At 55.2% G+C, this 24,133-nt stretch carries 14 protein-coding genes; 12 read left to right on the top strand and 2 right to left on the bottom strand.

The genetic code is table 11. The features are described from left to right. The first annotated feature begins 526 nt into the window (after positions 1 to 526). The 3 genes from gltB to OLTU_RS26485 all read left to right on the top strand — a co-directional run bounded on the left by gltB (position 527) and on the right by OLTU_RS26485 (position 7,134). On the top strand, positions 527 to 5,059 hold the full coding sequence (gene gltB / locus OLTU_RS26495; protein ID WP_141736874.1) for a glutamate synthase large subunit: 4,533 nt from the start codon (positions 527 to 529) through the stop codon (positions 5,057 to 5,059). After that, the gene (locus OLTU_RS26490) at positions 5,052 to 6,500 is read left to right on the top strand and encodes a glutamate synthase subunit beta (protein WP_141735743.1); all 1,449 of its coding nucleotides are present in this window, start codon (positions 5,052 to 5,054) and stop codon (positions 6,498 to 6,500) included. Before gltB ends, OLTU_RS26490 begins: the two co-directional genes overlap by 8 nt. A gap of 172 nt (positions 6,501 to 6,672) precedes the next feature. Continuing rightward, on the top strand, positions 6,673 to 7,134 hold the full coding sequence (locus OLTU_RS26485; protein ID WP_141735742.1) for a hypothetical protein: 462 nt from the start codon (positions 6,673 to 6,675) through the stop codon (positions 7,132 to 7,134). Here the strand turns inward: OLTU_RS26485 and OLTU_RS26480 are convergent. Next, positions 7,034 to 8,701 (bottom strand): bifunctional aminoglycoside phosphotransferase/ATP-binding protein, encoded by a 1,668-nt coding sequence (locus tag OLTU_RS26480; RefSeq protein WP_176736987.1) that lies wholly within the window; start codon positions 8,699 to 8,701, stop codon positions 7,034 to 7,036. The genes OLTU_RS26485 and OLTU_RS26480 overlap by 101 nt on opposite strands. Positions 8,702 to 8,906: 205 nt before the next feature. Here OLTU_RS26480 and OLTU_RS33000 point away from each other — a divergent pair, with 205 nt between their 5' ends. The 3 genes from OLTU_RS33000 (at position 8,907) to OLTU_RS26465 (ending at position 11,554) form a co-directional block, all read left to right on the top strand. Continuing rightward, positions 8,907 to 9,524, top strand: a complete 618-nt coding sequence (locus OLTU_RS33000) for a LysM peptidoglycan-binding domain-containing protein (RefSeq protein WP_141735740.1) — start codon at positions 8,907 to 8,909, stop codon at positions 9,522 to 9,524. Positions 9,525 to 9,668: 144 nt separating this feature from the next. Then, a complete protein-coding gene (locus OLTU_RS26470; protein ID WP_141735739.1) occupies positions 9,669 to 11,024 on the top strand; it encodes an adenylate/guanylate cyclase domain-containing protein in 1,356 nt (451 codons plus the stop codon). Between the two features lie 11 nt (positions 11,025 to 11,035). Then, positions 11,036 to 11,554, top strand: a complete 519-nt coding sequence (locus tag OLTU_RS26465) for a hypothetical protein (protein ID WP_141735738.1) — start codon at positions 11,036 to 11,038, stop codon at positions 11,552 to 11,554. Positions 11,555 to 11,570: 16 nt separating this feature from the next. Here OLTU_RS26465 and OLTU_RS26460 read toward each other — a convergent pair whose 3' ends face one another. Beyond that, complete coding sequence (locus OLTU_RS26460) at positions 11,571 to 12,347, bottom strand: hypothetical protein (protein WP_141735737.1); 777 nt, start codon at positions 12,345 to 12,347, stop codon at positions 11,571 to 11,573. Between the two features lie 226 nt (positions 12,348 to 12,573). On the opposite strand from OLTU_RS26460, the gene OLTU_RS26455 reads away from it, so the two are divergent. The 6 genes from OLTU_RS26455 (at position 12,574) to OLTU_RS26430 (ending at position 23,989) form a co-directional block, all read left to right on the top strand. Further along, positions 12,574 to 13,308: a C39 family peptidase gene (locus OLTU_RS26455; RefSeq protein ID WP_176736986.1), complete on the top strand. Its 735-nt coding sequence runs from the start codon at positions 12,574 to 12,576 to the stop codon at positions 13,306 to 13,308. Beyond that, entirely contained in the window at positions 13,286 to 14,749 is a 1,464-nt protein-coding gene (locus OLTU_RS26450; protein ID WP_141735736.1) for a RimK family ATP-grasp domain-containing protein, read from the top strand. The genes OLTU_RS26455 and OLTU_RS26450 overlap by 23 nt, the downstream gene beginning before the upstream one ends. Then, positions 14,746 to 15,981 (top strand): carboxylate-amine ligase, encoded by a 1,236-nt coding sequence (locus tag OLTU_RS26445; RefSeq protein WP_218110277.1) that lies wholly within the window; start codon positions 14,746 to 14,748, stop codon positions 15,979 to 15,981. The genes OLTU_RS26450 and OLTU_RS26445 overlap by 4 nt, the downstream gene beginning before the upstream one ends. Beyond that, complete coding sequence (locus tag OLTU_RS26440) at positions 15,968 to 16,696, top strand: N-formylglutamate amidohydrolase (RefSeq protein WP_141735734.1); 729 nt, start codon at positions 15,968 to 15,970, stop codon at positions 16,694 to 16,696. The genes OLTU_RS26445 and OLTU_RS26440 overlap by 14 nt, the downstream gene beginning before the upstream one ends. Positions 16,697 to 16,802: 106 nt before the next feature. Beyond that, positions 16,803 to 20,495, top strand: a complete 3,693-nt coding sequence (locus tag OLTU_RS26435; RefSeq protein ID WP_141735733.1) for a response regulator — start codon at positions 16,803 to 16,805, stop codon at positions 20,493 to 20,495. An 11-nt stretch (positions 20,496 to 20,506) separates the two neighbouring features. Next, positions 20,507 to 23,989, top strand: a complete 3,483-nt coding sequence (locus tag OLTU_RS26430; RefSeq protein WP_141735732.1) for an ATP-binding protein — start codon at positions 20,507 to 20,509, stop codon at positions 23,987 to 23,989. Positions 23,990 to 24,133: the final 144 nt, after the last annotated feature.

Below are 24,133 nucleotides of genomic sequence, written 5' to 3'. Positions count from 1 at the left end.
CCGAGGGCTTCCTTTTCGTGTCAAAAATGGCGGTTTTATAAATCATGAATACCTGGAAGCCTTCAAAGACGCTTTACTTCCTATAGTATTAAGGGAAACCGACCAGACTGTGAGCGAACATTACACGTGACGAATATGGTCTTGCGATCCCAATATTCCTGTGGTTATACTCCGAGCCGAATACGACACCACATAAAGTTTTATGCGCAAACGCTTGAATAACGCACAAGGGACGGAACTCCCCACGAAGAGGAGTGAAGATGCAGCGGTCAGGACCCAACCATAACGCTCAACGCCTCGCGTCGACGTGCTGGTCCGTGGTGCGCCTGATCCTGCAGAACTGCGCTCAAATTCACTGGGATGTTGCTGCCGTTTTCCGCGAGTCCATGGTTCGACTGAGTAAACCCCTCCCTGGATAGAATGCGTCCGCGTTCTTCCACAATCCGTTAATTCTTAACTCGCTCACAGATTGAGGTGCCTTATGTCACAGGAAAGGTTTGAGCAGGCTTGGCTGGACGATCCCCGCATGGTGCAACGTGATGCCTGTGGCGTCGGTTTCATTGCCAGCATCAAAGGTCATAAATCGCACAAAATCGTGACTGAGGGCCTGGAAATCCTGCGAAGAATGGATCACCGCGGAGGTCGTGCCGCTGATGATCTGACCAGTGACGGTGCAGGGCTTCTGACCCAGATTCCCCATGAACTCTTTCAAGCGATCGCTCGGGAGGCCGGAAAAGCCCTGCCTGCGCCTGGCGCTTACGCGGTGGGTTTCTTTTTTCTGCCCAAGGAACAGGATGAGCAGCAGCACTGGGCGGGACGGATGGACGCCTTGACCGCGAAATGGGAGCTTGTGCCTCTGATCCAGCGTGCCGTGCCGGTTGACAATCGTGTCCTGGGACCCATTGCCGCCGGCAATGAACCGGCGATCACCCAATGGGTGTTCACCGATGCCAACACCAAGGCCGCCTCCCCTTTCACCTGGCGCCTTTATATGCTGCGCAAGGAACTCGAAGAGGAAGGCCGGGCCCGCTATGGCATCAAGCAGCTGCGTTTTTACTGTGTGAGTCTTTCCACAGAAACCATCTGTTACAAAGGACTGATCCTGGCCAAGGATCTGGCCCATTATTATTTGGATCTGCAGGATGAACGTTTCACCGCGGCCTTTGCCATGGTGCATCAACGCTTCAGTACCAACACGATGCCCTCGTGGCCGCTCGCGCAACCCTTCCGCACCATCTGTCACAACGGTGAAATCAACACGCTGCGCGGGAATATCAACGCGATGCACGCCCGCTCCAAACTCTTGAAAAAAGCCGGTTTGGAAGCGGATCTGGCGGCCATGGGACCGATCTGCACACCGGGTCTCAGTGATTCCGCCATGCTCGACAATACCATTGAATTTCTGGTGAATACCGGGCGGCCTCTGCCGCAGGTGCTCACCATGTTGATTCCCGAGCCCTGGGACTCCCATACGGAGATGGAGCAGGCGCTGAAGGATTACTATGAATACCATTCCTATTTGATGGAACCCTGGGATGGACCGGCCTTTATCGGCTTTGCCGATGGGCACAGAATCGGCGCGATTCTGGATCGCAACGGCCTGCGCCCTGGACGTTACTGGGTCACGCTGGATGGTTATGTGATCATGGCCTCGGAGGCCGGCGTACTCGATCGGCGTCCTGAAGAGATCGTGCATAAGGGGCGCCTCAGTCCCGGACGCATGTTCCTGGTGGACATGAAGCAGGGTACGATTGTTCCGGATCATACCATCAAGCAGAGCCTCGCCAGCCAAAAACCTTATGGGAAATGGCTGCAGGCCCACCGGCGGCATCTTTATGAGCTGCCCGTTCCGAACTTCGCGGCCTATCCAGCGGAAGATGAATCCGCGTTGCAGCAAAAACTTTTGGCCTTTGGTTATACCAAGGAGGATCTGCGCATGATCCTTGCCCCGATGGCCAATGAAGGCAAGGAGCCCGTGGGTTCGATGGGCAATGATGCGCCTATCGCTGTGCTCTCCCAGCAGCGCCCGCTCCTTTACAACTATTTCAAACAGCTCTTTGCTCAGGTCACCAATCCTCCGATCGATGCGATTCGCGAGGAAATGGTGACGTCACTCGCATCGCATCTCGGCGGCGAGTCGAACCTGATCGACGAAACGCCGGAGCATTGTCATATGCTGCGCCTCAAGCAGCCGATTCTCAGTGACCTTGATCTGCAGCGCCTTGAATTCCATGGGGATGCGCGCCTGATGGCACGGAAGATTTCCACTCTGTATGAGCCGGCCCAGGAAACCCTGGAGGCTGCCGTCGCCCGCGTGCAGGAAACGGTTGCCACAGCCATCGCGGAAGGCTGCAGCGTCATCATCCTCTCCGACCGCGAGGTGGATGCGCAGCGGGCCCCGATTCCAGCCCTGCTGGCCACGGCTGCGGTGCATCATGATCTGATTCGCCGTGGCTTGCGCATGAAGGCCAGCCTGGTGGTGGAAAGCGGAGAACCTCGTGAAGTTCATCACTTTGCCCTTCTCATGGGGTATGGTGCCGCCGCGGTCAATCCCTGGCTCGCCCTGGCTGTGATCGCCCAGCGGGCGGAAACCCATGGCTTTGATCCGAACAAGACGGCCGCGACCCTGCAGGGGAACTTCATCAAATCGCTCGGTGATGGTCTTTTGAAAATCATGTCGAAAATGGGCATTTCCACGCTCCAGTCCTATCGTGGAGCGCAGATTTTTGAGGCCCTCGGTCTGAACCAGGCCTTCATTGATGAATATTTCACCTGGACGCCCACGCGTATTGAAGGGGCCGGCATCGCCGACTTTGATGCCGATACCCGGTTTCGCCACCAGAAAGCTTATGGTCCGCGTACCGTGTTCAGCGCCCTGCCTCAGGGCGGTCAGTATCACTGGCGTCGCGATGGGGAAGCCCATCTGCATCATCCGGCGATGATCGCCGGTCTACAGCAGGCGACCCGCATCAATAGCCGCGAGGAATTCAAAAAATTCTGTGCCACCCTTGATGCGCAGTCCCAGCAGTATCTGAATATCCGCGGCCTCTTGAAATTCAAAAAGGTCCAAAACCCTGTGCCCCTGGATGAGGTTGAGCCGGCCGCATCCATCGTGAAGCGTTTTGCCACCGGGGCGATGAGCTTCGGTTCCATTTCCAAGGAAACGCATGAAACGATCGCGATCGCCATGAACCGTATCGGTGCCCGCAGCAACTCCGGCGAGGGCGGTGAGGATGCCGACCGTTTCATTCCGGCTGCCAATGGCGATCTGCGGCGCAGTTCGATCAAGCAGGTGGCCAGTGCGCGCTTTGGTGTGACGAGTCATTACCTCATCAATGCCGATGAACTCCAGATCAAGATCGCCCAGGGTGCGAAGCCCGGTGAAGGCGGCCAATTGCCTGGTCACAAGGTGGATGAGGAGATCGCCCGCGTGCGCCACAGCACCCCCGGGATCACCTTGATCTCGCCGCCGCCGCATCATGACATTTATTCGATCGAGGATCTCGCTCAGCTGATTTTCGATCTTAAGAATGCCAACCGTGACGCGCGGGTCAGTGTGAAGCTCGTGTCGGAAGTCGGCGTGGGAACCGTTGCCGCCGGCGTGGCCAAAGCCAAGGCCGATGTGATTCTGATCGCCGGTTATGAAGGCGGCACAGGCGCAAGTCCCATTTCCTCGATCAAACATGCCGGTCTTCCCTGGGAACTCGGCCTGGCGGAATCGCATCGCACGCTGGTGGAAAATCAGCTGCGAGGGCGCGTCGTCCTGCAGGCCGATGGCCAGATGCGAACGCCGCGGGACCTGGCCATCGCCGCGCTCCTCGGAGCCGAGGAATGGGGCATCGGCACAGGTGCCTTGATCGTGCTCGGCTGTATCATGATGCGCAAGTGCCATCTGAATACCTGTCCCGTGGGCATTGCCACGCAGGATCCGGAACTGCGGCGCAAGTTTCATGGTCAGCCGGAACATCTGATCAATTACTTCTTTCTCCTCGCCGAAGGTCTGCGGGAAATCATGGCTGAACTGGGTTTCCGCAGCGTGGCCGAGATGGTGGGTCGGGTCGATCTATTGGAAAAAATCGCCGACCCGCGCACCGATCGCATCGACCTGCGGGCCATACTCGATGCACCGGCTGCTCCGATGGAAGCACCACGTTGTAACACGACGCGTCAGAATCATGAGATGGAAAGGACACTCGATTATCGTGTGCTCCTTTCCGCCTGTGAGCCCGCTCTGATGCAGCGACATCCCGTGCAACTGGATTTGCAGGTTGCCAACACCGATCGTGCCGTGGGCACCATGCTGTCGAGCGAAATCTCCCGGCAGCATGGTGGCTATGGTCTGCGCGATAACAGCATTTATCTGAACTGCAAGGGTTCCGCGGGACAAAGCTTTATGGCCTTTGGCGCCAAGGGTATTACCGCGGTGCTGGAAGGTGAAGTGAACGATTACTGCGGCAAGGGTCTTTCCGGTGCCAAGGTGGTGGTCGTGCCGCCCGAGGAAAGTGCGATCATGGCGGAAAGCAACGTGATCTGCGGGAACGTGACCCTTTATGGAGCGACCTCGGGTTTCCTCTATATTCGCGGTCTTGCCGGTGAGCGTTTTGCAGTCCGCAACAGCGGAGCGCATGCGGTGGTGGAGGGCCTCGGCGATCACGGCTGTGAGTATATGACCGGTGGTTCCGTGATTGTGCTGGGCCGGGTCGGTCGCAACTTTGCCGCCGGCATGAGCGGCGGTTATGCCTTTCTTTACGATGCCGATGGTGCCTCACAAAAACGCATCAACACCGAAATGGTGGAGGTTTCTCCGCTGCAGGATGAGGAGGATGAATCCTTTGTCCATCGTCAACTGCAGGAACACCTGCGCCTGACCCGCAGTTCGGTTGCGGCGCATATTCTGGAAAATTGGAACCAAGAGAAATCGCGATTCCTGAGCATTGTTCCCAGCGCGTATCGGGCCTTTGTGCGCCACCAGCAGCGCGACCACGTGCAGCCGTCGATGCGCGTGGTCGGGGGCGACAACCTTAGGGCGATCCTGGAAGAAGGAGCCTACCATGGGTGAAGTGAAAGGGTTCATGACGTATGCACGAGCGGTTCCGGCCCGTGAGCCGACCGCTCTGCGCTTGAAACATTATCGGGAATTTGTGGAGCCGATCACGGACGAGGAGCTGCGGCAGCAGGGGGCTCGCTGCATGGACTGCGGTGTTCCGTTCTGTCATCACGGTTGTCCTTTGGGCAATGTGATTCCGGAATGGAATCATCTGGTGTCCGAACAGGAGGAGGAGGCCGCGCTGCAGGCCTTGCTGGCGACCAATAATTTTCCGGAATTCACCGGACGCATCTGTCCGGCTCCCTGTGAAACGGCCTGTGTCCTCGGCATTCACGAGGATCCTGTGTCCATCGAAGCCATTGAAATGGCCCTGGCGGACAAGGGTTTTGCCCGGGGCTGGATCCGTCCTGAACCGCCTGCCGTTCGCACCGGAAAAAAAGTGGCGGTGATCGGCAGCGGGCCGGCGGGGCTGGCGGCAGCGCAGCAGCTGAACCGTCAGGGGCACTGGGTTACCGTTTATGAACGGGCCGATCGTCCCGGTGGACTTCTGATGTATGGGATTCCGGATTTCAAGCTGGAAAAGAGCAAGGTGCAGCGACGGGTGCAGCTCCTCGAAGCGGAGGGCATCAGCTTTCGCTGCGGTGTGAATGTCGGGATGGATGTGAGCATGGAGGATCTGCGCCAGGAATACGATGCGATTCTTCTGAGTCATGGCGCCACGAAAAAACGCGACGTCGTCATCCCCGGCCGTGAACACAAAGGCGTTTATTTTGCCGAACAGTTTCTGACTCAATCCACGCGCCGCGTGCTTGGGGATAGGATTGCGGATGGGGAGCCCATCCTTGCCACGGGCAAGGATGTGATCGTGATTGGTGGTGGTGATACCGGCTCGGATTGCGTCGGCACTTCGAATCGTCAGGGCGCGCGTTCGGTGACGCAGTTTGAAATCATGCCGATGCCGCCCAAGCTCAGCAAATATCCGCGTGCGCAGGAGCGTCCGCAGGAAACGCCGTGGCCGTATTGGACGCATATGCTGCGCACCTCGTCCTCGCATGAAGAGGGCTGTTCACGGCACTGGTCGCTGGAATCGGTGCGTTTTGAAGCGGATGGCGAAGGAAATCTTCAGGCGCTGGTGACCCGTGAGCTGGCCTGGTATACTGACGAAAAGGGCCAAAGAAAATTCGAGCCGGTGCCTGGCTCGGAAAAACGCTGGCCCGCCCAGCTCGTTTTGATTGCCGTCGGCTTTGTTGGGCCGGATCCTGCAGGTCCGATTGAACAGCTCGGCGTGTCGCTCAGCGAGCGCGGCAATATCAAGGCCGATGACCTCAGTTACGCAACCAACGTCCCGGGCATTTTTGCTGCGGGTGATGCGCGGCGCGGTCAGTCGCTTGTGGTCTGGGCCATTGCCGAAGGACGCAAGGCGGCGGAAGCCATCGGTCGTTACCTTGAATAAGGCCTTGCGCGGGTCGCGCCACGCGCGGCCCGCTATTGACCGTCGTATGGATAAAGATACTGCGTTGCTCGGTCGGCTGCGCTGCTCATTGGCCTGATGCCAATTCCGCTGCTCGCCTCCCTCCCGCCTTGTCTCTTTATCCATACGACGGCCAATAACAAAAAAGGTGCCTATGAGCCCTTCCAAAACCACCTATGAAGATCGATTCTCAGGGCGCACGCGTGCCATTCTTCTTACGCTGAACAATATTTTTCTCGACTCGGGCCAGGATATCCGCACCAAACATATGTTCGGGCATAAGGCCTTTCTGCTGAAGGGACGGCCGTTCATTCTGGTTGGTGAGTGGGCGCGCGATGAGGATCCCAAGGCCGGCCTTGTGCGCATGAGTTCCCGCGGCAAGGACGAAGCCACCGTGATCGTGATTCCACCCGATGAGGTCATGGCCTTGGACATACGCAAGCGCTTTGGAGGCCTTTATTTTGCGCCCGATGGCACGCGGCTTAAATATTGGATCTCGCTCAGCGGTCCCTGGCTCACGGAGGAGGAAAAGATTCTGCCTCTGGTGAATCAGCTTCTGGACGCTTATGAGAAGATGCCGGAGAAGACCGGGGTGCGGCCCGGGCGCCGCGTTTAACGTCCAAGGCCTCCCTCAAGGCCGGGACGACAGCCTGATAAACCTTCCGCAACTCCTTCTCCAGCGGTTTTTCGGTATTCACGCGCACCAGCGGATAACCTTCAAAGGTCCAGTCACCTTTTTTCTTCTGCTCTTTGTATAACTCCGGACGCACTTCCGAAGGTGAGGCGTCCGCCTTCATCCGCTTGGAAATGCGCGCGACGGCTTCAGCGTCGGAGCATTCGCAAAGAACGATCACATAAGGCCGGCCTTCACGCCGCAAAGGTTCCACCACGGTCTCAAGATAATGCGGATCACTGAATGAGGCATCGACGATCACGTTCATCCGGGCCTGAAGCTGCTCCAGCATCCTGTCCCGCAAAACTTCATAAATTCTGAGCCGCGATTCCGCGCTGTAATGCCCCTCGCCATACCCGGCGGCCTCCGGACTTGGGCCAAGGACCTCACGGCGGATCTGATCGCTTTCCCAATGCACCGCGCCGAGGTTCTGCCGGATGGCTGTGGCCACCGTGGTTTTTCCTGAACCCATGGCTCCAGCCATCAAAAACGTAAACGGTGGCATGACCGCCTGCAGCTTCTGTGTGGCCCAGGATTGATAGGTGGCAACCTGCTCCAGCGTGGCGGCCTGTTTCGCGCCGGACTCCTGTTCCGCTTTCAGAAGTCTGACCTTGGCCCGGACCAGGGCCCGATAGGATTCGTAAAAGGCCAAAAGCTCACGCGGCGCATGGTCCTGCAGCTGCTCCAAAACCCTGAGTCGGAGCGTGGCACCGAGTTCAGCATGGCCCATCACCGCGCATTCCATCGCGAGAAAGGACAGCTCATCCGCTTGATCCAGAACGCGGAGATCGTGGTTGAATTCGATGCCATCGATCAGGGCCACCTGTCCTTCCAAAACGATATGCTCCGGACGCAGATCCCCGTGACCTTCAATCACATGTCCCGCTTCCACTCGCCCGAGCATCCGATCACGATGCACCTGCATAAAAAGATTCTGACTGGAGCAAAGGGACAGCCAGGGATGCGGATCCGTGTTCACATGCAGGGCCGATTCGTAAAGACTGCTTCGATTCTCGGCGATGAGTCCCTGCAGACGTTGCCAGTAGGCAAAGGGATCGATGGCCACCAGCGGGGCCTTGCGATAGCAGGCGGCAAGAAATGTGATCAGCCGCTCCCGATCCGCTTCCGAAAAATTATTGTGAAGAAGGCGCTGATCCATCAGGCGGTCATCCGGAATTCGCCGCATTTTCACGGCATATTCCACCACAGGGCCAGGACCGTTGAATTGCAGCGACCCTTCGTCATTCTGGTTAATGCTCACGACGTCCTGATAGATATCCCGTGAAAAACGGCGGTTGAGATCCAGCTCCGCACGACAGGCGGCATGCCGGGCCTCAAGACTGCCGTAATCCAGGAAGGCGAGCGTGAGCGGTTTTTTAATCTTATAGGCCCACTGATCGGTCAGATAGACTTCAGATATATGCGTTTCGCGGCGCTCCACCTTCTGCGTTGGATCCGGATATGAGGCAGGCTCACTGAGAAAGGCCTGCACGGCACGATCAGGTTTCATCATTTCTCCCTCACGGATCTTGCCCGTACGTTGTCCCAGAATAAGGAATACGCCTCGGAAGTACCAGCTATTCCGCCCGCTGCATGAAAGATCTGATGTCGTTCGTGCCGCTGGATCACCAGGCATGGCTCCTGCATGACCAGGGAACCATCGCCGCGGCAGGAGCTGTTGGGAATGGATTCCCACGACACGAAAGGAGATCTGTATGGGCCTTTTTGATTTCATCAAGGAAATTGGTCATAAGGACAAGGAAACTGATAGGGACAGGATGCAGCAGGATCTGATGGCTGCTGTGACCAAGGCCGGTCTATCGATTCAGAATTTTCAAATCAAGTATGATAAGGGTCTGGCCACGCTCAGCGGTGTGGCTCTGACGCAAAAGGATCTGGAACTGGCGCGACTCATCGTGGGCAATCATCGCGGCGTCGACAAGGTGAACGATGATGGCCTGCGGGTGGCTCCCTATGCTCCAGGTCATACGGTGCCGGAGACGCCGCTGGTGCTGAATCCGAATGCTCCCCGACCAGGAGCCCAGGCGGCCCCCGCGAGCGGTGGCGGCACGGAAGCTCCGGCCATGATGGTGACGGTGAAAAAAGGCGATACCCTGTCGAAGATTGCCCAGCAATATCTGGGCAACGCCAATCTCTATCAGGCGATCTTTGAAGCCAATCGGCCGATGCTCAAAGACCCGGATGAGATTTTCCCAGGTCAGGTGCTGCGCATTCCTGCGGAATTGAAATCGCCAGGGCAGGCGCAGATGCAGAATCCCACCCCGGGCCAGTTCCCGGCTCAGGGCCCATCCAGCACCCACGCGCCCATGTAAGCGTTGGCGTCAGGCGACAGAATTCGGTGCGCCGCTCCATTTTCCCCGGAACGGTGCCCGCTTCCTTACTTTTTCGTCACAGGCCTCAAGAAAAGAGTTGAGTTCCTGATCAGGCGACCGATTCCAGAATATCGGAGGTCGGGTATGCATATTCCTTTTTGGTTGGCGCCCAAGGTGGTTCGCGAGACGGGTTCACCGGAGATTCTGAGGGCCTGGTTTCAACATGAAAATGATTTCTGTCGGCGTCAGCTGGCTACGAGTTTTATAGGGGTCGGTCTGCTCATCCTCGGATTCATACCTCTTGATATGCATCTCGGGGACGTGAACCCGAATTTGACCTATGTCCTGCTCCTGCGCGGCATCCCTTCTTTTCTGTTTCTTCTGGGCGGTCTTTATCTGCGCTTCGGCCATCGGTTCGGCGGCGAGCAGGCTTTCCTTCTGCCCAAGGTCTACGGGATTGCCCTGGTCGGAATCCTGACCGCTCTTCAATATTGTTATGCTGCGGATTTTCCCGATCGCGCGCGTTTTTACCCGCCCCTGATCGCTGCGTTTGCTGTTTTCACGCTGCGGGTCGATTGGTTTGAAGCGATCCTGATCTTCGCCATGCAGGTCTGGGTCTGGATGCTCTTTTCGGAATGGAATGCGAACCTCATCGTGCGGGATATCAACTATCAGCTCTTCGGCTGCGTGCTGGCCTTGCTGTTTCAAAGGCGCATTGCCTATGAAGCGGCGAATTTTGTGAGCGAGGAAAAGCGCAGGATCATCGAACGCGAAAACGCCATGCTGCGTCTCAAGCGGACGTCGATGCTGCTGCAGCGCTTTCTGCCGCCTGATGTCGCGCGTGATATCATCCAGGGTGGTTTCGATTTCAACGCCCGGCCGAAGAAGATGACCGTGACCATGCTCTTCTGCGATATTGCCGACTTCACAGGGCTGACGGAACGGGTGTCGCTCGAACGTTTGGGCGAATTCCTCAACCGCTATTTTGCGGCCATGACCGAGGTGACCTTTGCGCACGGCGGCATGATCGATAAATTCATCGGCGACGGTGTGCTGGCCATCTTTGGTTTCCCCGGTGAGCTGTCCCCGGCGGAACAGGCCCAAAAAGCAGCACAGTGTGCGCGCGAGATGCTGCAGATGCTGCCGCTGGTGCAGAAGGATATCGGCGCGGAATTTGAGCAGGCGCCGGTCAAGGTTCGGATCGGCATTCATCAGGGTGAGGTCATCATCGGCGGATTCGGGGGAGAAGCCCGAACCGATTACATGGCCCTGGGCGCCACACCTTTGATGGCGCAAAGGCTCAAGGCCTCGGCGTCCGAGGGCGGCATCCTCGTCTCCGAATCGGTGGCGGAAGCCTTGACTTATATGGATTGCGAGGACTACGGCGAACGCATGCTGCGGGGCATCGGACCGCGTCGCGTGTTTCAACTGCAGGCCGTCCCGGAGGATTCACTTCACGGTATCGGACGCGGCGGATTTCGCGATAAAATGGCCGCCTAAGGAGGTGGTTCATGCGTTGCGGCCCCTGGCTTGTTTTCTGTTCCTTTTTATCGACAGCTCTTTATGCGGAAGCCTTCGTCATCCCGGCGGAAAACCGGGATCAGTCGCTGAAGGCCACGATCGCGGACTTCGATCCCAAAGCCCAGCGTCTTCTGACAGCATTGGAAAAGGGCGGCTTTGCTGATGTCCAGGATCTGTTCTTTCCCGAGCCGGCCTTTCTGCAGCTGAAGGCCATTGCCAAACCCGCTGATTATTATCGACAGCTGGTCAAATGGTATGAACAGGATTTCGCTCGCGAGAAAGCGCGTTTCAAGAACCGCGGTCCGCTGGTTTTCAAGGCGATGAAAGGCGGCTCCTGCAAGTGGAAGGCTGCTCAAACGGAAGCGAACTCCATTCCCTACTGGTCCTGCTATAAGCGGAAAATTGAGCTGACGGTCGGCGGGCAGCCCGAAACGATCGAAGTGCGTGCGCTCATCAACTGGGGGCGGCAATGGTACATCACCCATCTTGGTCCCATTCCGAAGACGTAGGCCACTTTCCGTCATCTCAAATTTTTAGCATCAACGAAAGACCGGTGGTATAACCGTAAATAAAGGACCGCTGATTTCGGTCCACGAAGGCGATCGACCCATACTGGGCCGACGTGAAGATGCCGAAGGAGAATCCTGGAAGCAGATTAAACTGATAATTCCCCGTGATCGACAGGCGTCCGCCGGAGACAAGGGAGTCGTTCACGATCGCATAATTTTGTGCCGCATCGGAACGGATGGATTTTGTGATATAGCGGGAACGCAGTTTGCCACCGAGAGCATGATCATAACTCATGGTCACCAGGGCCTGACCCCAGCGATTGAAATTTCGCAAAGCGCCGGCTTCCAGGATCAGGGAGTTCATATGAAAACTTCCCTCGGTGCCACCGGCCTTGCTGAGCGAGCTGCCGGCTACGCCAACATCCAGATCCTCAAGTCCAATGCCGAGCACAAAGGAGCGGCCACGAAAGGGCAGGAGCATGGAGGCCACGGTCCGCAGTTGTTTGACGCTGCCGTTGGCATAGGTTCCGCTTACGGGCTGCCCATCTTCATAGGTAACAGGGCTCGCCGCCTTGGGCAGAGTGCGCTCGCCGTTGGCTTCCAGAGTAAGTGAGCCCATTCCATAGTTGATCGAGAGTTGAAAGACCTGAGTCTGGCTTTCACCGCTCGTCTCGGCTGGTGTCTCTTTGGATCCCCATTCGACGGAGGCACCGGCGCTGGTCGCGGGGCTGGCCGCTGGAGCGGACATGCCGGACGCTGGGACGAGCAGGATACCGATGCAGAGACTACGCAAAGCCCTCTCCTCATTGAATGGGGACTATCGACGGTGTCGGAGGAAACCGCGAAAACTTGAGATCGGTATTTTTGTGCTGGTCGCGATTTCCTGCATCCGCGTACAATGGTTCCGAGGACCAGGAAATTTTGCCTTTTTCCTAAAGGCTGCTGCTCTCAACTTGCCCGGTTGACGTTCCGATGGGGACACAGTATTTCCAGGGTATAGGGCTGCTGGAGGAACCTGTATGGGCCAACTGAAGAAGAAGATCAACATCCGGAAGCAGCCGGATGATGTGACCTGTGGGCCGACCTGCCTGCATTCCATCTACGAGTATATGAATGACAAGGCGGCCCTGGAGCAGGTGATCAAGGAAGTGCCCATGCTCGAGACCGGCGGGACCTATGCCTCGCGCCTCGGCGTGCATGCGCTCAAGCGGGGCTATCAGGCCGAGATCTGGTCCTTCAACCTCAACATTTTCGATCCGACCTGGTTCAAGTTGCCTCCCGCTGAGTTGTCTGAGAAACTGAAATTACAGCGTCTCGCCAAGAAGCAGAGGAACCTTCGGACGGCCAGCGACGGTTATATTGAGTTTCTGCAGGAAGGTGGCATTCTACGCTTCGACGACCTCACGCCTGAACTCCTGATCAACCTCCTCAAAGGGCCACGGCCTGTGATTGCGGGGCTGAGTGCGACCTACCTTTATCAGAGCCCGCGCGAGGATCCCATGACCTGCAAGTACAACGATATCAAAGGCCGTCCTTCCGGACACTTTGTGGTCCTGACCGGAATCGACGCGGAAGCCCGGAATGTGCATATATCCGACCCTTATTTCCCGAATAATTTATCCGATCAAAATACCTATACGATTTCCATCAGCCGCGTGATCTGTGCGATCCTGCTCGGTGTGGTGACCTATGATGCCAACCTACTTCTTATACAGAGGAAAGACGCTCCCCATGAAGAACCTCATCGTAGTTGAATCGATTGATGAATGGCCCAGGCGGCTGGGCGACTTTGAGGTTGTCAGCGATATCGATTACTTCGTGGACGAAGGCTTTCAGAATATTAAGAATTATCGAGTCTTCAATCTCTGTCGGTCCTATCGCTACCAAAGTTCCGGTTACTATGTTTCGCTGTTGGCCGCCGCGCGGGGACACAAACCCATCCCTTCCCTCAGCACCATCCAGGAAATGAAGACCAAAGCCTTCGTCAAGATCACCTCCGAGAATCTTGATGATCTGGTGCAGAAGTCGCTGGCCGATATCAAATCCGACAACTTTGAACTCAGCATCTATTTCGGCAAGAATATGGCCCGAAAATACGACAAGCTGAGCAACGAGCTGTATAAGTACTTTGCTGCGCCCTTGATTCGCGCCAAGTTCGTGAAGAAGAACAAGTGGCTGCTCAGTTCCATCGGACCCATCAGTCTGAAGGATGTGCCGCATTCGCATCAGACCGATCTGATCGGCTTTGCCGAAAGCTATTTCAAGTGCGGTTCGCAGCGGAAGCAATTGAAATCGGCGCGCTACAGCCTCGCCATCCTGCGCAATCCCAAGGAACAGTTCCCGCCCTCCGATGACAAGGCCATCCAGAAATTCATGAAGGCCGCCCGTGAAATGAACATGGAGGTCGACATCATCGGCCCGGATGATCTGCGCCGCCTCGCCGAATACGACGCGCTTTTCATTCGGGAAACGACCAACGTGAATCACCACACCTTCCGCTTTGCGCAGAAGGCCAAGGCCCTCGGTCTGGTGGTGATCGATGATCCTGAATCCATCCTGCGCTGCACGAACAAGGTGTATCTCGCGGAGCTTTTGAAGCGGCATAATATTCCGACGCCGAAGACGTTCATGATCCATAAGAAAAACCTGGATCAGATTCTCGACAAACTGCCGGTGCCCTGCGTCCTGAAGCGCCCCGACAGCAGCTTTTCCCAGGGTGTGGTGAAGGCGGAAACCCACCAGGAAATCCGCGAGAAGGTTTCGACCATGCTCGATGATTCCGATCTGATCATCGCCCAGGAATTCATGCCCACGCCTTTCGACTGGCGGATCGGCATCGTCGACAACAAGCCGCTCTACGCCTGCAAATACTATATGGCCCGCAACCACTGGCAGATCTATCATACCGACAAGGCCGGCGAGCTGGATTATGGTCATTCGGAGACCTTCCCCCTGGAGGAGATCTCGCCCAAGCTCCGCATGCTGGCGGTGAAAACGGCCTCCGTGGTCGGGGATGGGCTTTATGGCCTTGATATCAAGGAAAAGGACGGCAGGTTCTATATCATCGAGGTCAACGATAATCCCAGTATCGACGCCGGCGTCGAGGATCGTATCATCAAGAATCAGCTCTACGAAGAAATCATGCGGGTCTTTATCAAGCGATTGGACCGCAAAACGAAAGGATATACCGAGTGAGCCAGACCCTGCGGCTTTTTGAAGGCTATGGCATCGAGTTGGAATATATGATCGTCGATCGCCAGACGCTGCAGGTGAAGCCCATCTGCGATCAGCTGATCCAGGCGCTGTCGGGCGAGATCGTCAACGAGATCTCTCTCGGTCGTATCAATGTCTCCAATGAACTCGTACTGCATGTCGTGGAATTCAAGGGCAACGGCCCCCAAAAGGACCTCGTGCGGCTGGCCAGTTCCTTTCAGAGCGAAATCCAAAGAGTGAATCAGGTTCTGGAAAAATGGGATGCCTGCCTGCTGCCGACCGCCATGCATCCAACCATGGATCCGCTCAAGGAAACGAAGATTTGGCCGCACGGGCAGAACACCATCTATGAAACCTATAACCGCATCTTCGATTGCAAGGGCCATGGCTGGTCCAACCTGCAGAGTGTGCACATCAACCTGCCCTTTGCTGATGACGCGGAGTTTGCGCAGCTGCATGCCGCCATTCGCATCGCCCTGCCGCTGCTGCCGGGCCTTGCCGCCAGCTCGCCTCTGGTGGAAGGGAAAATCACGGGAATTCAGGACAATCGCCTGAACTTCTATGCTCAGAATCAAAAGCGTATCCCCTCGATCATCGGTGCCATCATTCCAGAAGCAGTTTTCTCGCAGAAGGACTACGAGGAAAAAATTCTGCAGCGCATTGAACGCGATATCAAGCCTCATGACACGGAAGGCATCCTGGAAGGGGAATGGCTCAATTCCCGCGGGGCCATCGCCCGCTTCGATCGCAATGCCATCGAAATCCGGGTGCTCGATATCCAGGAGTGTGTGGCGGCGGATTTCGCGGTGATCAGCCTCGTCGTTTCGCTGGTGAAAAGCCTGGTCGATGAAATGTGGCTCTCCCTTGCCGAGCAAAAGACCGCGCAGGAGCTGGAGCTGCAGAAGACCTTTCTCGGCGCTCTGCGGGACGGCGGAGCCTTCGTGGTCAAGGATCCGTTCCTCTTGCGCTGCTTTGGGCAGAAGGAGCCCCTGGCTTTGCAAAAACTCTGGCAGAATATTTTCGCCCGTCTCCATGAGAAGGATTATCAGGTGAGGCATTTCGCAGCGGAGGCTGATGCTCTGCTCCAGAAGGGAACCTTGAGCCAGCGCATCATCAAGGGCCTTCCCGCTCAGCCGACTGTTGCGGAGATTCATCAGACCTATCGTGCCCTCGCGGACTGCCTGAACGAAGGACGGTTTCATGGCCAAGGCTGACGACCCAGGTCATTGGTCTGTGCTGATCACCTGTGAGCATGCCGGGCATCAGGTGCCCGCGGCTTTTCTGAGGCGCATGTCCAAATCCCAGCAAAAGGATCTTCTCACCCACAAAGGCTGGGATCCTGGGGCGCTGGCCATGGCCCGTCACGCTGCGGTCGCACTGGAGGCGCCGCTGCTCTATACGAAGATTTCCCGCCTGCTCGTCGACTGCAATCGTTCCCCGCAGCATCCGCGTTGTCTCGGGCCGGCCTTCCGCGACCTGGATCCGGCGGAACGAAATTTCATTCAGGCCGCCTGGTACTGGCCGCATCGCAATGCGATTGAAGCTGAAATTCTACGCATCCTTCAGTCTGGATCGTCCGTCCTGCATCTGGCGATGCATAGCTTCACGCCGGTCCTGGATGGTGAGAGACGCACGGCGGAGGTCGGACTCCTTTATGATCCCGCGCGTCCCTGGGAAAAGATGTGGTCGGATGCCCTTCTGAAGGAAATGAAAAGCGAGTGGCCCACATGGAGGTTGCGCCGCAATTATCCTTATCTTGGAACGTCGGATGGGTTGACGACCTGGCTACGCCGACACTATGGTCCCCAGGAATACGTGGGGATTGAGATCGAGTGGAACCAGGCTCTCTTCACCCGTAATCTTCCCGATGCCCGCATGAAGCGGGGTCTTGTACGCAGTCTGCGCAATCTCTTTTTACATTTCAGTTAAGCCTGAAAGCTCCACTGATAATATTGAAATATTCCAAAACCCACTACAAACCATCGCCAACTTACCGATACCACCTGTATTACTCACTTGGGTCAGGGCAGGGACGATGCAGCAGCTCGCACGAATGGTTTTCAGGCTCCTTTGCATGTTATCACCAGTGTGCCTCTCTATCCCCTATGTGGCAGCAGCTGAGAATTCCGTCATTGAGTTAAACGATGAGATCCTGGACGGAAAGCCCGTAGGCAGAAGCCTGAGATTTCTCAAGGACCCTGATGAGCGGTATTCTATGGATGATTTGCTGCATCCCTCACCCGAAATTGAGTCCCAATTCTTTCAGGTGGATAAAGATAGTCCCAACTTTGGCATTTCCGACTCCCCAGTCTACTGGGCGAGATTCGAGGTCGAAAATCCAGGCCCGGCGCGCACGGTCTTCATTGAGTACGATTACCATCATGCGGACTTTGTTGACTTCCATTATCCTCAAGCGTCCGGCGATTATGCTATCCAGAGTGGAGGGGATCGGGTCGAATCGATCGACGCGCTCATGCGTTTTATGTTTGCCCCGGCTTTCAAGATTACCGTCCCACCCTCCCGCTCCGTATGGCTCATGCGGGTCAAAAGTCAGGGCTCCATCCCCTTTCGCGTCCTGATCAAAAGTGAGGCTGTCTTTCAAGAAACTACGTTCATCAGATCCTTGATGATCTATGGCGTGATGGGTGCCATAGCCATTATGGTCTTCTATAACCTGTTCCTTTCGTTTTCCCTCAAAAGTCGTCCCTATTTTCTCTATTCGGTTATGACCTTTTTCTCACTCCTTTCGTATGCCATATCATCAGGCCAGACCCAGCTCATCAGCTCCCATCCCTTGCGCGATTATATGGCCAACGAGGGATACAGCATCATACCCTGTCTGACATTTGCCTTTGCCTTGATCTTTTCGAGTTCCTTCCTGGATCTGAAAAAGATCAGCCCAGGATTGCACAAAACTTTCATGATCATGTGCGGACTATTCGTGGCTGTCGCGATCCTTGTTCATTTCCACCGCCGACCCGCAACCATACTGCTGACAACGCTGATGTATTTGGCCACATGTATTGGATTGGCCTCCAGCGGCCTCTATCTTTCGTTTCGGCGTTACAGGCCAGCTTATTTCTATACGGTGGCCTGGTCCAGCCTCCTCGGCTCACAGATCATCTATAACAGCGCGATTCTCGGCTTGGTGAAGATCAATGTCCTGACCGAGAATGCGCATTATATAGGAGGGGTCGTGGAAGCGATCCTCCTGTCCCTGGCCCTTGGCGCAAAGATGAATGATGAGCAGCGGCAGGCATCCCAGACGATAACCCAGCTCAACCAGAGCCTGGAGGAAAAAAACGAAGACTTGCGAATATCCTTGGAAATCGAAAAGAAGGCGCTCGAAAGGGAGCAAAAGGCCAAGGTTAAATTGGATCGCTTCAGCAAGAACCTGCAGGCTGAGGTGGAGCGACAAACGGAAGAACTCCGAAGCCAGCATGAGATACTCCTCAGCCAAAAACAGGAACTGATTGAGATGGATCGACAGAAGACAACATTCTTCCAGAATATTTCACATGAGCTGCGCACGCCTCTGACGCTTATGATGTTTCCTCTTGGACAGCTCTCGAAGGAAATCCCTCATCACAGCGGGATTGGGATGCTGAGCCGGAACACCGAGAGGCTCCACCGCCTTGTCAATCAGATCCTTGACTTCCAGAAGATTACATCGCCCGATTATCAGCCCACAAACCATATCCCCGTCGATGTCCTCTCAATCCTCAAAGCCTGCGTCTCCTATTTCGAAGAGGCCAGCACCAGCAAGGGTGTCAAAGTAAAGCTCGATCATGCTGGGCATGAGCGCATCGTTGTGAAGGGCACGGTCGACTATCTCGAAAAAATCTTCTTCAATTATCTTTCCAATGCTCTGAAATATGCTCCATCAAGCAGCACCATCCTGGTGGAAGCGGCGCTCCAAGATGAAAGGGCTCGTATTGCCATCAAAGATCAGGGCAAAGGCATACCGAAAGAACAGCAGAGCACGCTGTTCAAGGCCTTCTCGCAGGTCGCTGATGGATCACAGCAACGCTTCGACAGTACAGGACTGGGACTTGCTCTCGCCCGCGAGCTGGCGACTGCCATGCAAGGGGAGGTTGGTGTTGAATCGGAACTCGATCGGGGCGCCACGTTCTGGCTTGAACTCCCGATCCATGATGTTGAGAAGCCGATCGTTGATGTCCTCTTTGTCGACGATGAACCTGCCGTCAGATATCATATTGAAGACATTTTGATGCGCGGCGGGATCGCGACCATAGAGACAGCCGAATCGGTCGTCACAGCGAAAGATATCCTCAACCGCAAGCGCGTTCGCTGCCTGATTACCGATGCGAATATGCCCGGTGCGGAGGACGGTATTGACCTGCTCCGCTATATCGCGAAAGTCCAGCCGGATTGCAAAAGACTGATGATCACCGGGACAGATTCCAACGAGCTTCTGACAGAAATCGTCAATGCGAAACTGGTCGAACGCTTTTATAGGAAACCCTTCGACATCGCGCAGATACTTCCTGACCTTCAGCAATGGATACGGGAAAGTCCGGTCAAGGACGACGTGACAACTGAAGACTCCGGCGAGGGTTTCAGCCGACTGAGAACACACATGACACTCAGCCATGAAGAGAACGACTCCAGCGATTCCCAGGACGCACAGGAGGGAATGCCGGAGGCCCCCCTGGTCCTGGTCATTGATGATATCGCCGATATGCGAAAAATTATCCGGGAGGTCCTGCAGGATCAAGGCTACCGGGTTGCAACGGCAGGAGATGGTCTGGCAGGAATCGAAGCAGCCCAAACCCATCAGCCTGACCTTATCATCACGGACTGGATGATGCCGCGCCTGTCGGGTCCTGAGCTGATCCAAAAGCTCAAGCTCGAAAAAGACCTCGGGAGTATTCCAACCGTCCTCCTCACGGCCAAAAACGACCAGGAAAGCAAACTGCAGGGCACTCAGATTGGCGCCAATGCTTATCTGGGAAAACCATTCGACAGACTTGAGTTGATCAGTACAGTTGAAAACCTCTTGCAGCTGAAGACCAGGGAGCGGGAGATCCAGAAGCTCAATCAGTATTTGACGGATAAGGTTCTGGCCAGATTCCTTCCACCCCGTATCATCGATGATGTCCTGACAGGAAAACTTTCACTGGACTCTTCTCCGAGTATCAAGAGCATCACAGTGATGTTTACCGATCTCTGCAGCTTTACCAGGACATCCGAAACCCTTGGCGCCAATAAAATCGCACGCATCCTGAACTCCTATATGGAGAGGATGACTCAAGTGGTCTTTGAGTATGAGGGCATGATCGATAAGTTCATCGGCGATGGGATCATGATAGTCTTCGGCTATCCCATTGAACTTCCCTTTCATGAGCAGATCCAGAGAGCCATGGCCTGTGCCCACAAAATGAACGAGGCTCTCCGGGAACTTAATAGAGAATGGGAAGCCCAGGAGCTTCCCCCCTTCGTGATGAAGATAGGCATTCATAGTGGCCCCGCAACTGCGGGTATATTCGGCGGCGCCCAGCGATCCGAGCTGACCGTGATCGGTCCGACCGTAAACATGGCGGCGCGCATCGCAGCGGCGGCTAATGCAGGCGAGATACTTTTCTCCGGCTTTGTTCGGGATTGTTTGAGCGAGAGTGGTTGGGAGGCTGCCGGCACCGTTGAACTCAAAGATTACGGCAGCACGGCCTTGTACCGATCCAACCAAAATGCTCTTAAAGCGGCCTAGGAGGGAATTCCATGCGCCCCATCAGATCAACCATCCTCCCGACAGGCCTGAAAAATCTTTGGGCAGGGCTCTGCGCTCTCCTGCTATTTCATGGCGAGCTGGCTTTTTCTTCGGTGGATGGACAACGGCAGGAGCTGGCCACAACTCTGCTGTCTGAAACCATGAAAGGTCATGTTCCAGGCAAAGCGCTTTATATTTTTGAAGACAGGACGAAAAGTCTTTCCTACGAGGAAATTCAATCCGGGGCTTGGGATAAGGAATTTATCCGTTCGAATACAGATAGACCAGGCTTCGGATTTTCCAATTCAACATTCTGGATCAAGCTTTATCTCGAAAACCCGCTGCCGAGGCAGCATACCATATTCCTCGAATTCGCTGCTCCCCTCGTTGACCATGTTGAGCTGTTCTATGAGAATCCAATGGGTGAGACGATCATTGAAAAGCGTGGGGATCGAGAACAGCTTCCCCTTGAACAGGATCGTCAACCCAACCACACCTTCAAACTGGACTTGTCACCAGGAAAACATCTGTTGGTCTTAAAGGTCAGAACGGAAGGAAGTGTCAAGCTGCCTTTACTCCTCTGGACCGAAAAGGAATTTTCACAGCATACAGAATGGCGAAATTACTCTCTTTGCTTCGTCTATGGCATTTTCTGTGTGATGCTTGTTTACAATTCCTTCCTTGCCGTTATCCTCCGAAGCATGCCCTATTTCTTCTATGCAGTCTTCACAGCATTCAATATCATTAACTACCTTTGCGTTCAAGGGATGCCGCTCACTCTCTTTGAGGGCCAATTTGCTTTTCTTATGTCAGACTACTTCCTTGTCATCTGGAACGGCGTCTTTACATTTGGTCTTCTCTTTAGTTCATCCTTTCTGAATCTCAAAGAGCGCCTTCCTCGGGTTGACAAAGTTTTTCGCTTGCTGATCTTCTTCCTCTTGTGTTTCCTGCCGCTAGGATTCGTGTCTTATCATTTGGGAATCACATTACAAATGACAGTCAGCATCCTATCTCTCATCGTCCTCGCGTTTGCCAGTATTTATTCGACGATGAAGAAATACCGCCCGGCCTATTTTTTTACGTTGGCCTGGGGCATCCTCATAATTTGCGTGCTTGTCGACAATTTAAGTTCTGCGGGTTTACTGCAGATCTCTGTTGATACGGCCAACTTGACTTTTATCGGAGGAGCTATCGAGGCCACCCTACTCTCTCTGGCACTGGGCGATAAATTTCGTACCGAACAACTGGAAAGTCTGGGCAGAATCGAAGCCCTCAACCTGGATCTGAAAGAGAAGGAAGAGGCCCGCACGGTCTTCTTCCATAACACCTCTCACGAACTCAGAACCCCCCTCAATGGCATCATAGGATTTTCCGATCTTCTGATCGCAGGGCATTTGGGCACCCATTTGAATGACATCCAACCCTATGCGGAAAAAATCAGGAACCTGGCCAAATCCTTGAAGATACAGGTCAACACCATTCTGGATCTGGCCAAATCCAAGCGCGGGGAACTCAGACTCGTCCCTTCCTCCGTCGAACTCAAGGAACTCTCGGAATACGCCTCTCTGCTTGCGGAGGGTTTACTGCTCAAGTCGCGCAACGCGAGTTTCGATCTCCATTTCCAGGCGGACCAGGCGAACGCAGGGCCCTTCGTCACCGATCGGGAAAAAGTCCTGACCATCATCAGAAATCTTCTGGGTAACGCCTTTAAATTTTCTCAGCAGGGCACCCCTAACACGGTATCGCTGTCCCTAAGCTTGAATCAGGAGCGAGCCCTGGTCATTGTCGTCGCGGACACAGGAATCGGGATACCTCCTGATCAGGTGGATTCCATTTTTGCTGAGTTCAAACAGGTCCAGGGTGATAGCCGCCGGGCATACGAGGGAACGGGTCTCGGTCTGGCCATGGTGCGCAGCATCGTGAACCTCATGGGGGGTAGGATTGACGTTACATCGAAGATCGACGCCGGCTCCCGTTTTGAAGTGGCTCTGCCGGAGCAAAAACCTGGACTCGTACTCGAAAGCAAGGATGAGCCAGAAGTCGCCCGAGGTGCTCCTGAATTATCGTTCAAGGGCAAGCAGGTGGCTTTCGAATCCCGCCCGGCCAAGGTTCTGCCGGGCAGCTTCCAGGAAGCCAAAACCGTACTGATTATTGATGATAACGAGGTCAATTGCGAGGTCATCCAGGAAATTCTGAAATCCCAGAACTATCGGACAGAGGTTGCCTACAGCGGCAAAGATGGTCTGAACAGGATCCAGGATCGGAAGCCTGACCTCGTCCTACTGGATCTTATGATGCCTGAGATGTCAGGCGAGGACGTCCTGCTCAAAATACGGAAGGACGAGACCCTCAAGGATCTTGCCGTCATCCTCGTGACAGCCCGAGCTTCCAGTGATGACAAGCTCTATGGACTCGAGCTCGGAGCCGATGATTATCTTGCCAAGCCCATTGACGGCGAAGAGCTGATACTCAGGGTCCGCAACACTCTGGCCCGCACCGACCTGATCCGAGCCGAAGAGCGGCTGTATCGAGCCGAGAAGATGGCCGAACTTGGCGAACTCATGAGTGAACTATCCCATGAGATCTCGAACATTATCCTGCCGATGGGCGCTGAAAATCAGGAAGAGAAAAACTCCCGCATAAGGATCGTCCTGAGCAAGCTCCCGCTTCGCGCGAACTCCTGGCCGTATTGCATCGAGGCCATGTGTACTCAGCAGGAGGCCGCGGACAGCAAACAACGCGAAGCCAAACTCCTGATGCCGGAGGGAACTCCTCTGCCCCTAATTCCTCTCCGCGTCATTCGTCGGCACATCAGCAGGTTCGCCCTTGACTTCGAACTGATCAGACAGCAATGGGAGGAAATTTTGGGTCTGCAGCCGCATCAGGTGCTCGAGATCGAGGGCGTGCTCTCGCTGCTTCGCAGCCTCAGCATGATGGAAACGGCTGGATTACGCGGCTCCCGGCTGCTCCATTCGGTCCTTTCCTATTCAAGGGAGAATCCAGGCGAGACTGTGTGCAATATGGCTGCTGTTGTGGAAAGCAGTTTATGCCTCATGGAGAGGAGGCTCCACAAACATGACATCACGATCGACAATCGTATCGACGTTGGCAGGACCTTGCTGGCCAGTCCCAGTGAAGTCAGTCAGATCATTCTGAACATACTAAAAAATGCAGTCGACGCACTGGGCGCCTCGGCCGCCGCGCCGCGAACGATCGAGTTGGTGGAATCCGCGGATTCAGGCGAGGATTCGATTGTCTATACCATTCAGAACAACGGGGGTGAAATACCGGCCGGGATTTTGCCTCGCATCTTCGATAAGGATTTCTCAACCAAAGGCAGAGAGGGCAACGGCATAGGACTCTATGTTTCAAAACGCCTGGCTGAGAAAAATCACGGCAGCCTGCGCGCCGAATCAGCTCAAGGAATGACCCGATTCCATCTGACTCTCAAGCTCAGCAACCCAGGTGCCCAGTCCAAGCGAAAAACGGCTTAAAGCCAGGTGGGCCGGCTTGACACTTCCAGCGTCAGTCCTTCCGATTCGAGGGCCATGGCTCGTTGGCTTGGGTGATCGAAGTGAAATTTTATGAGTCTGATTTTTTCCCCTGTCTCGTCTTAATCTGCAATAATGGGCTTGTAT

It is taken from the genome of Oligoflexus tunisiensis (assembly GCF_001748245.1).
Taxonomy (GTDB): Bacteria; Bdellovibrionota_B; Oligoflexia; order Oligoflexales; family Oligoflexaceae; genus Oligoflexus; species Oligoflexus tunisiensis.
The sequence above is the reverse complement of the archived record's forward strand: the minus strand, read 5'-3'. Positions and strand labels throughout refer to the sequence as shown.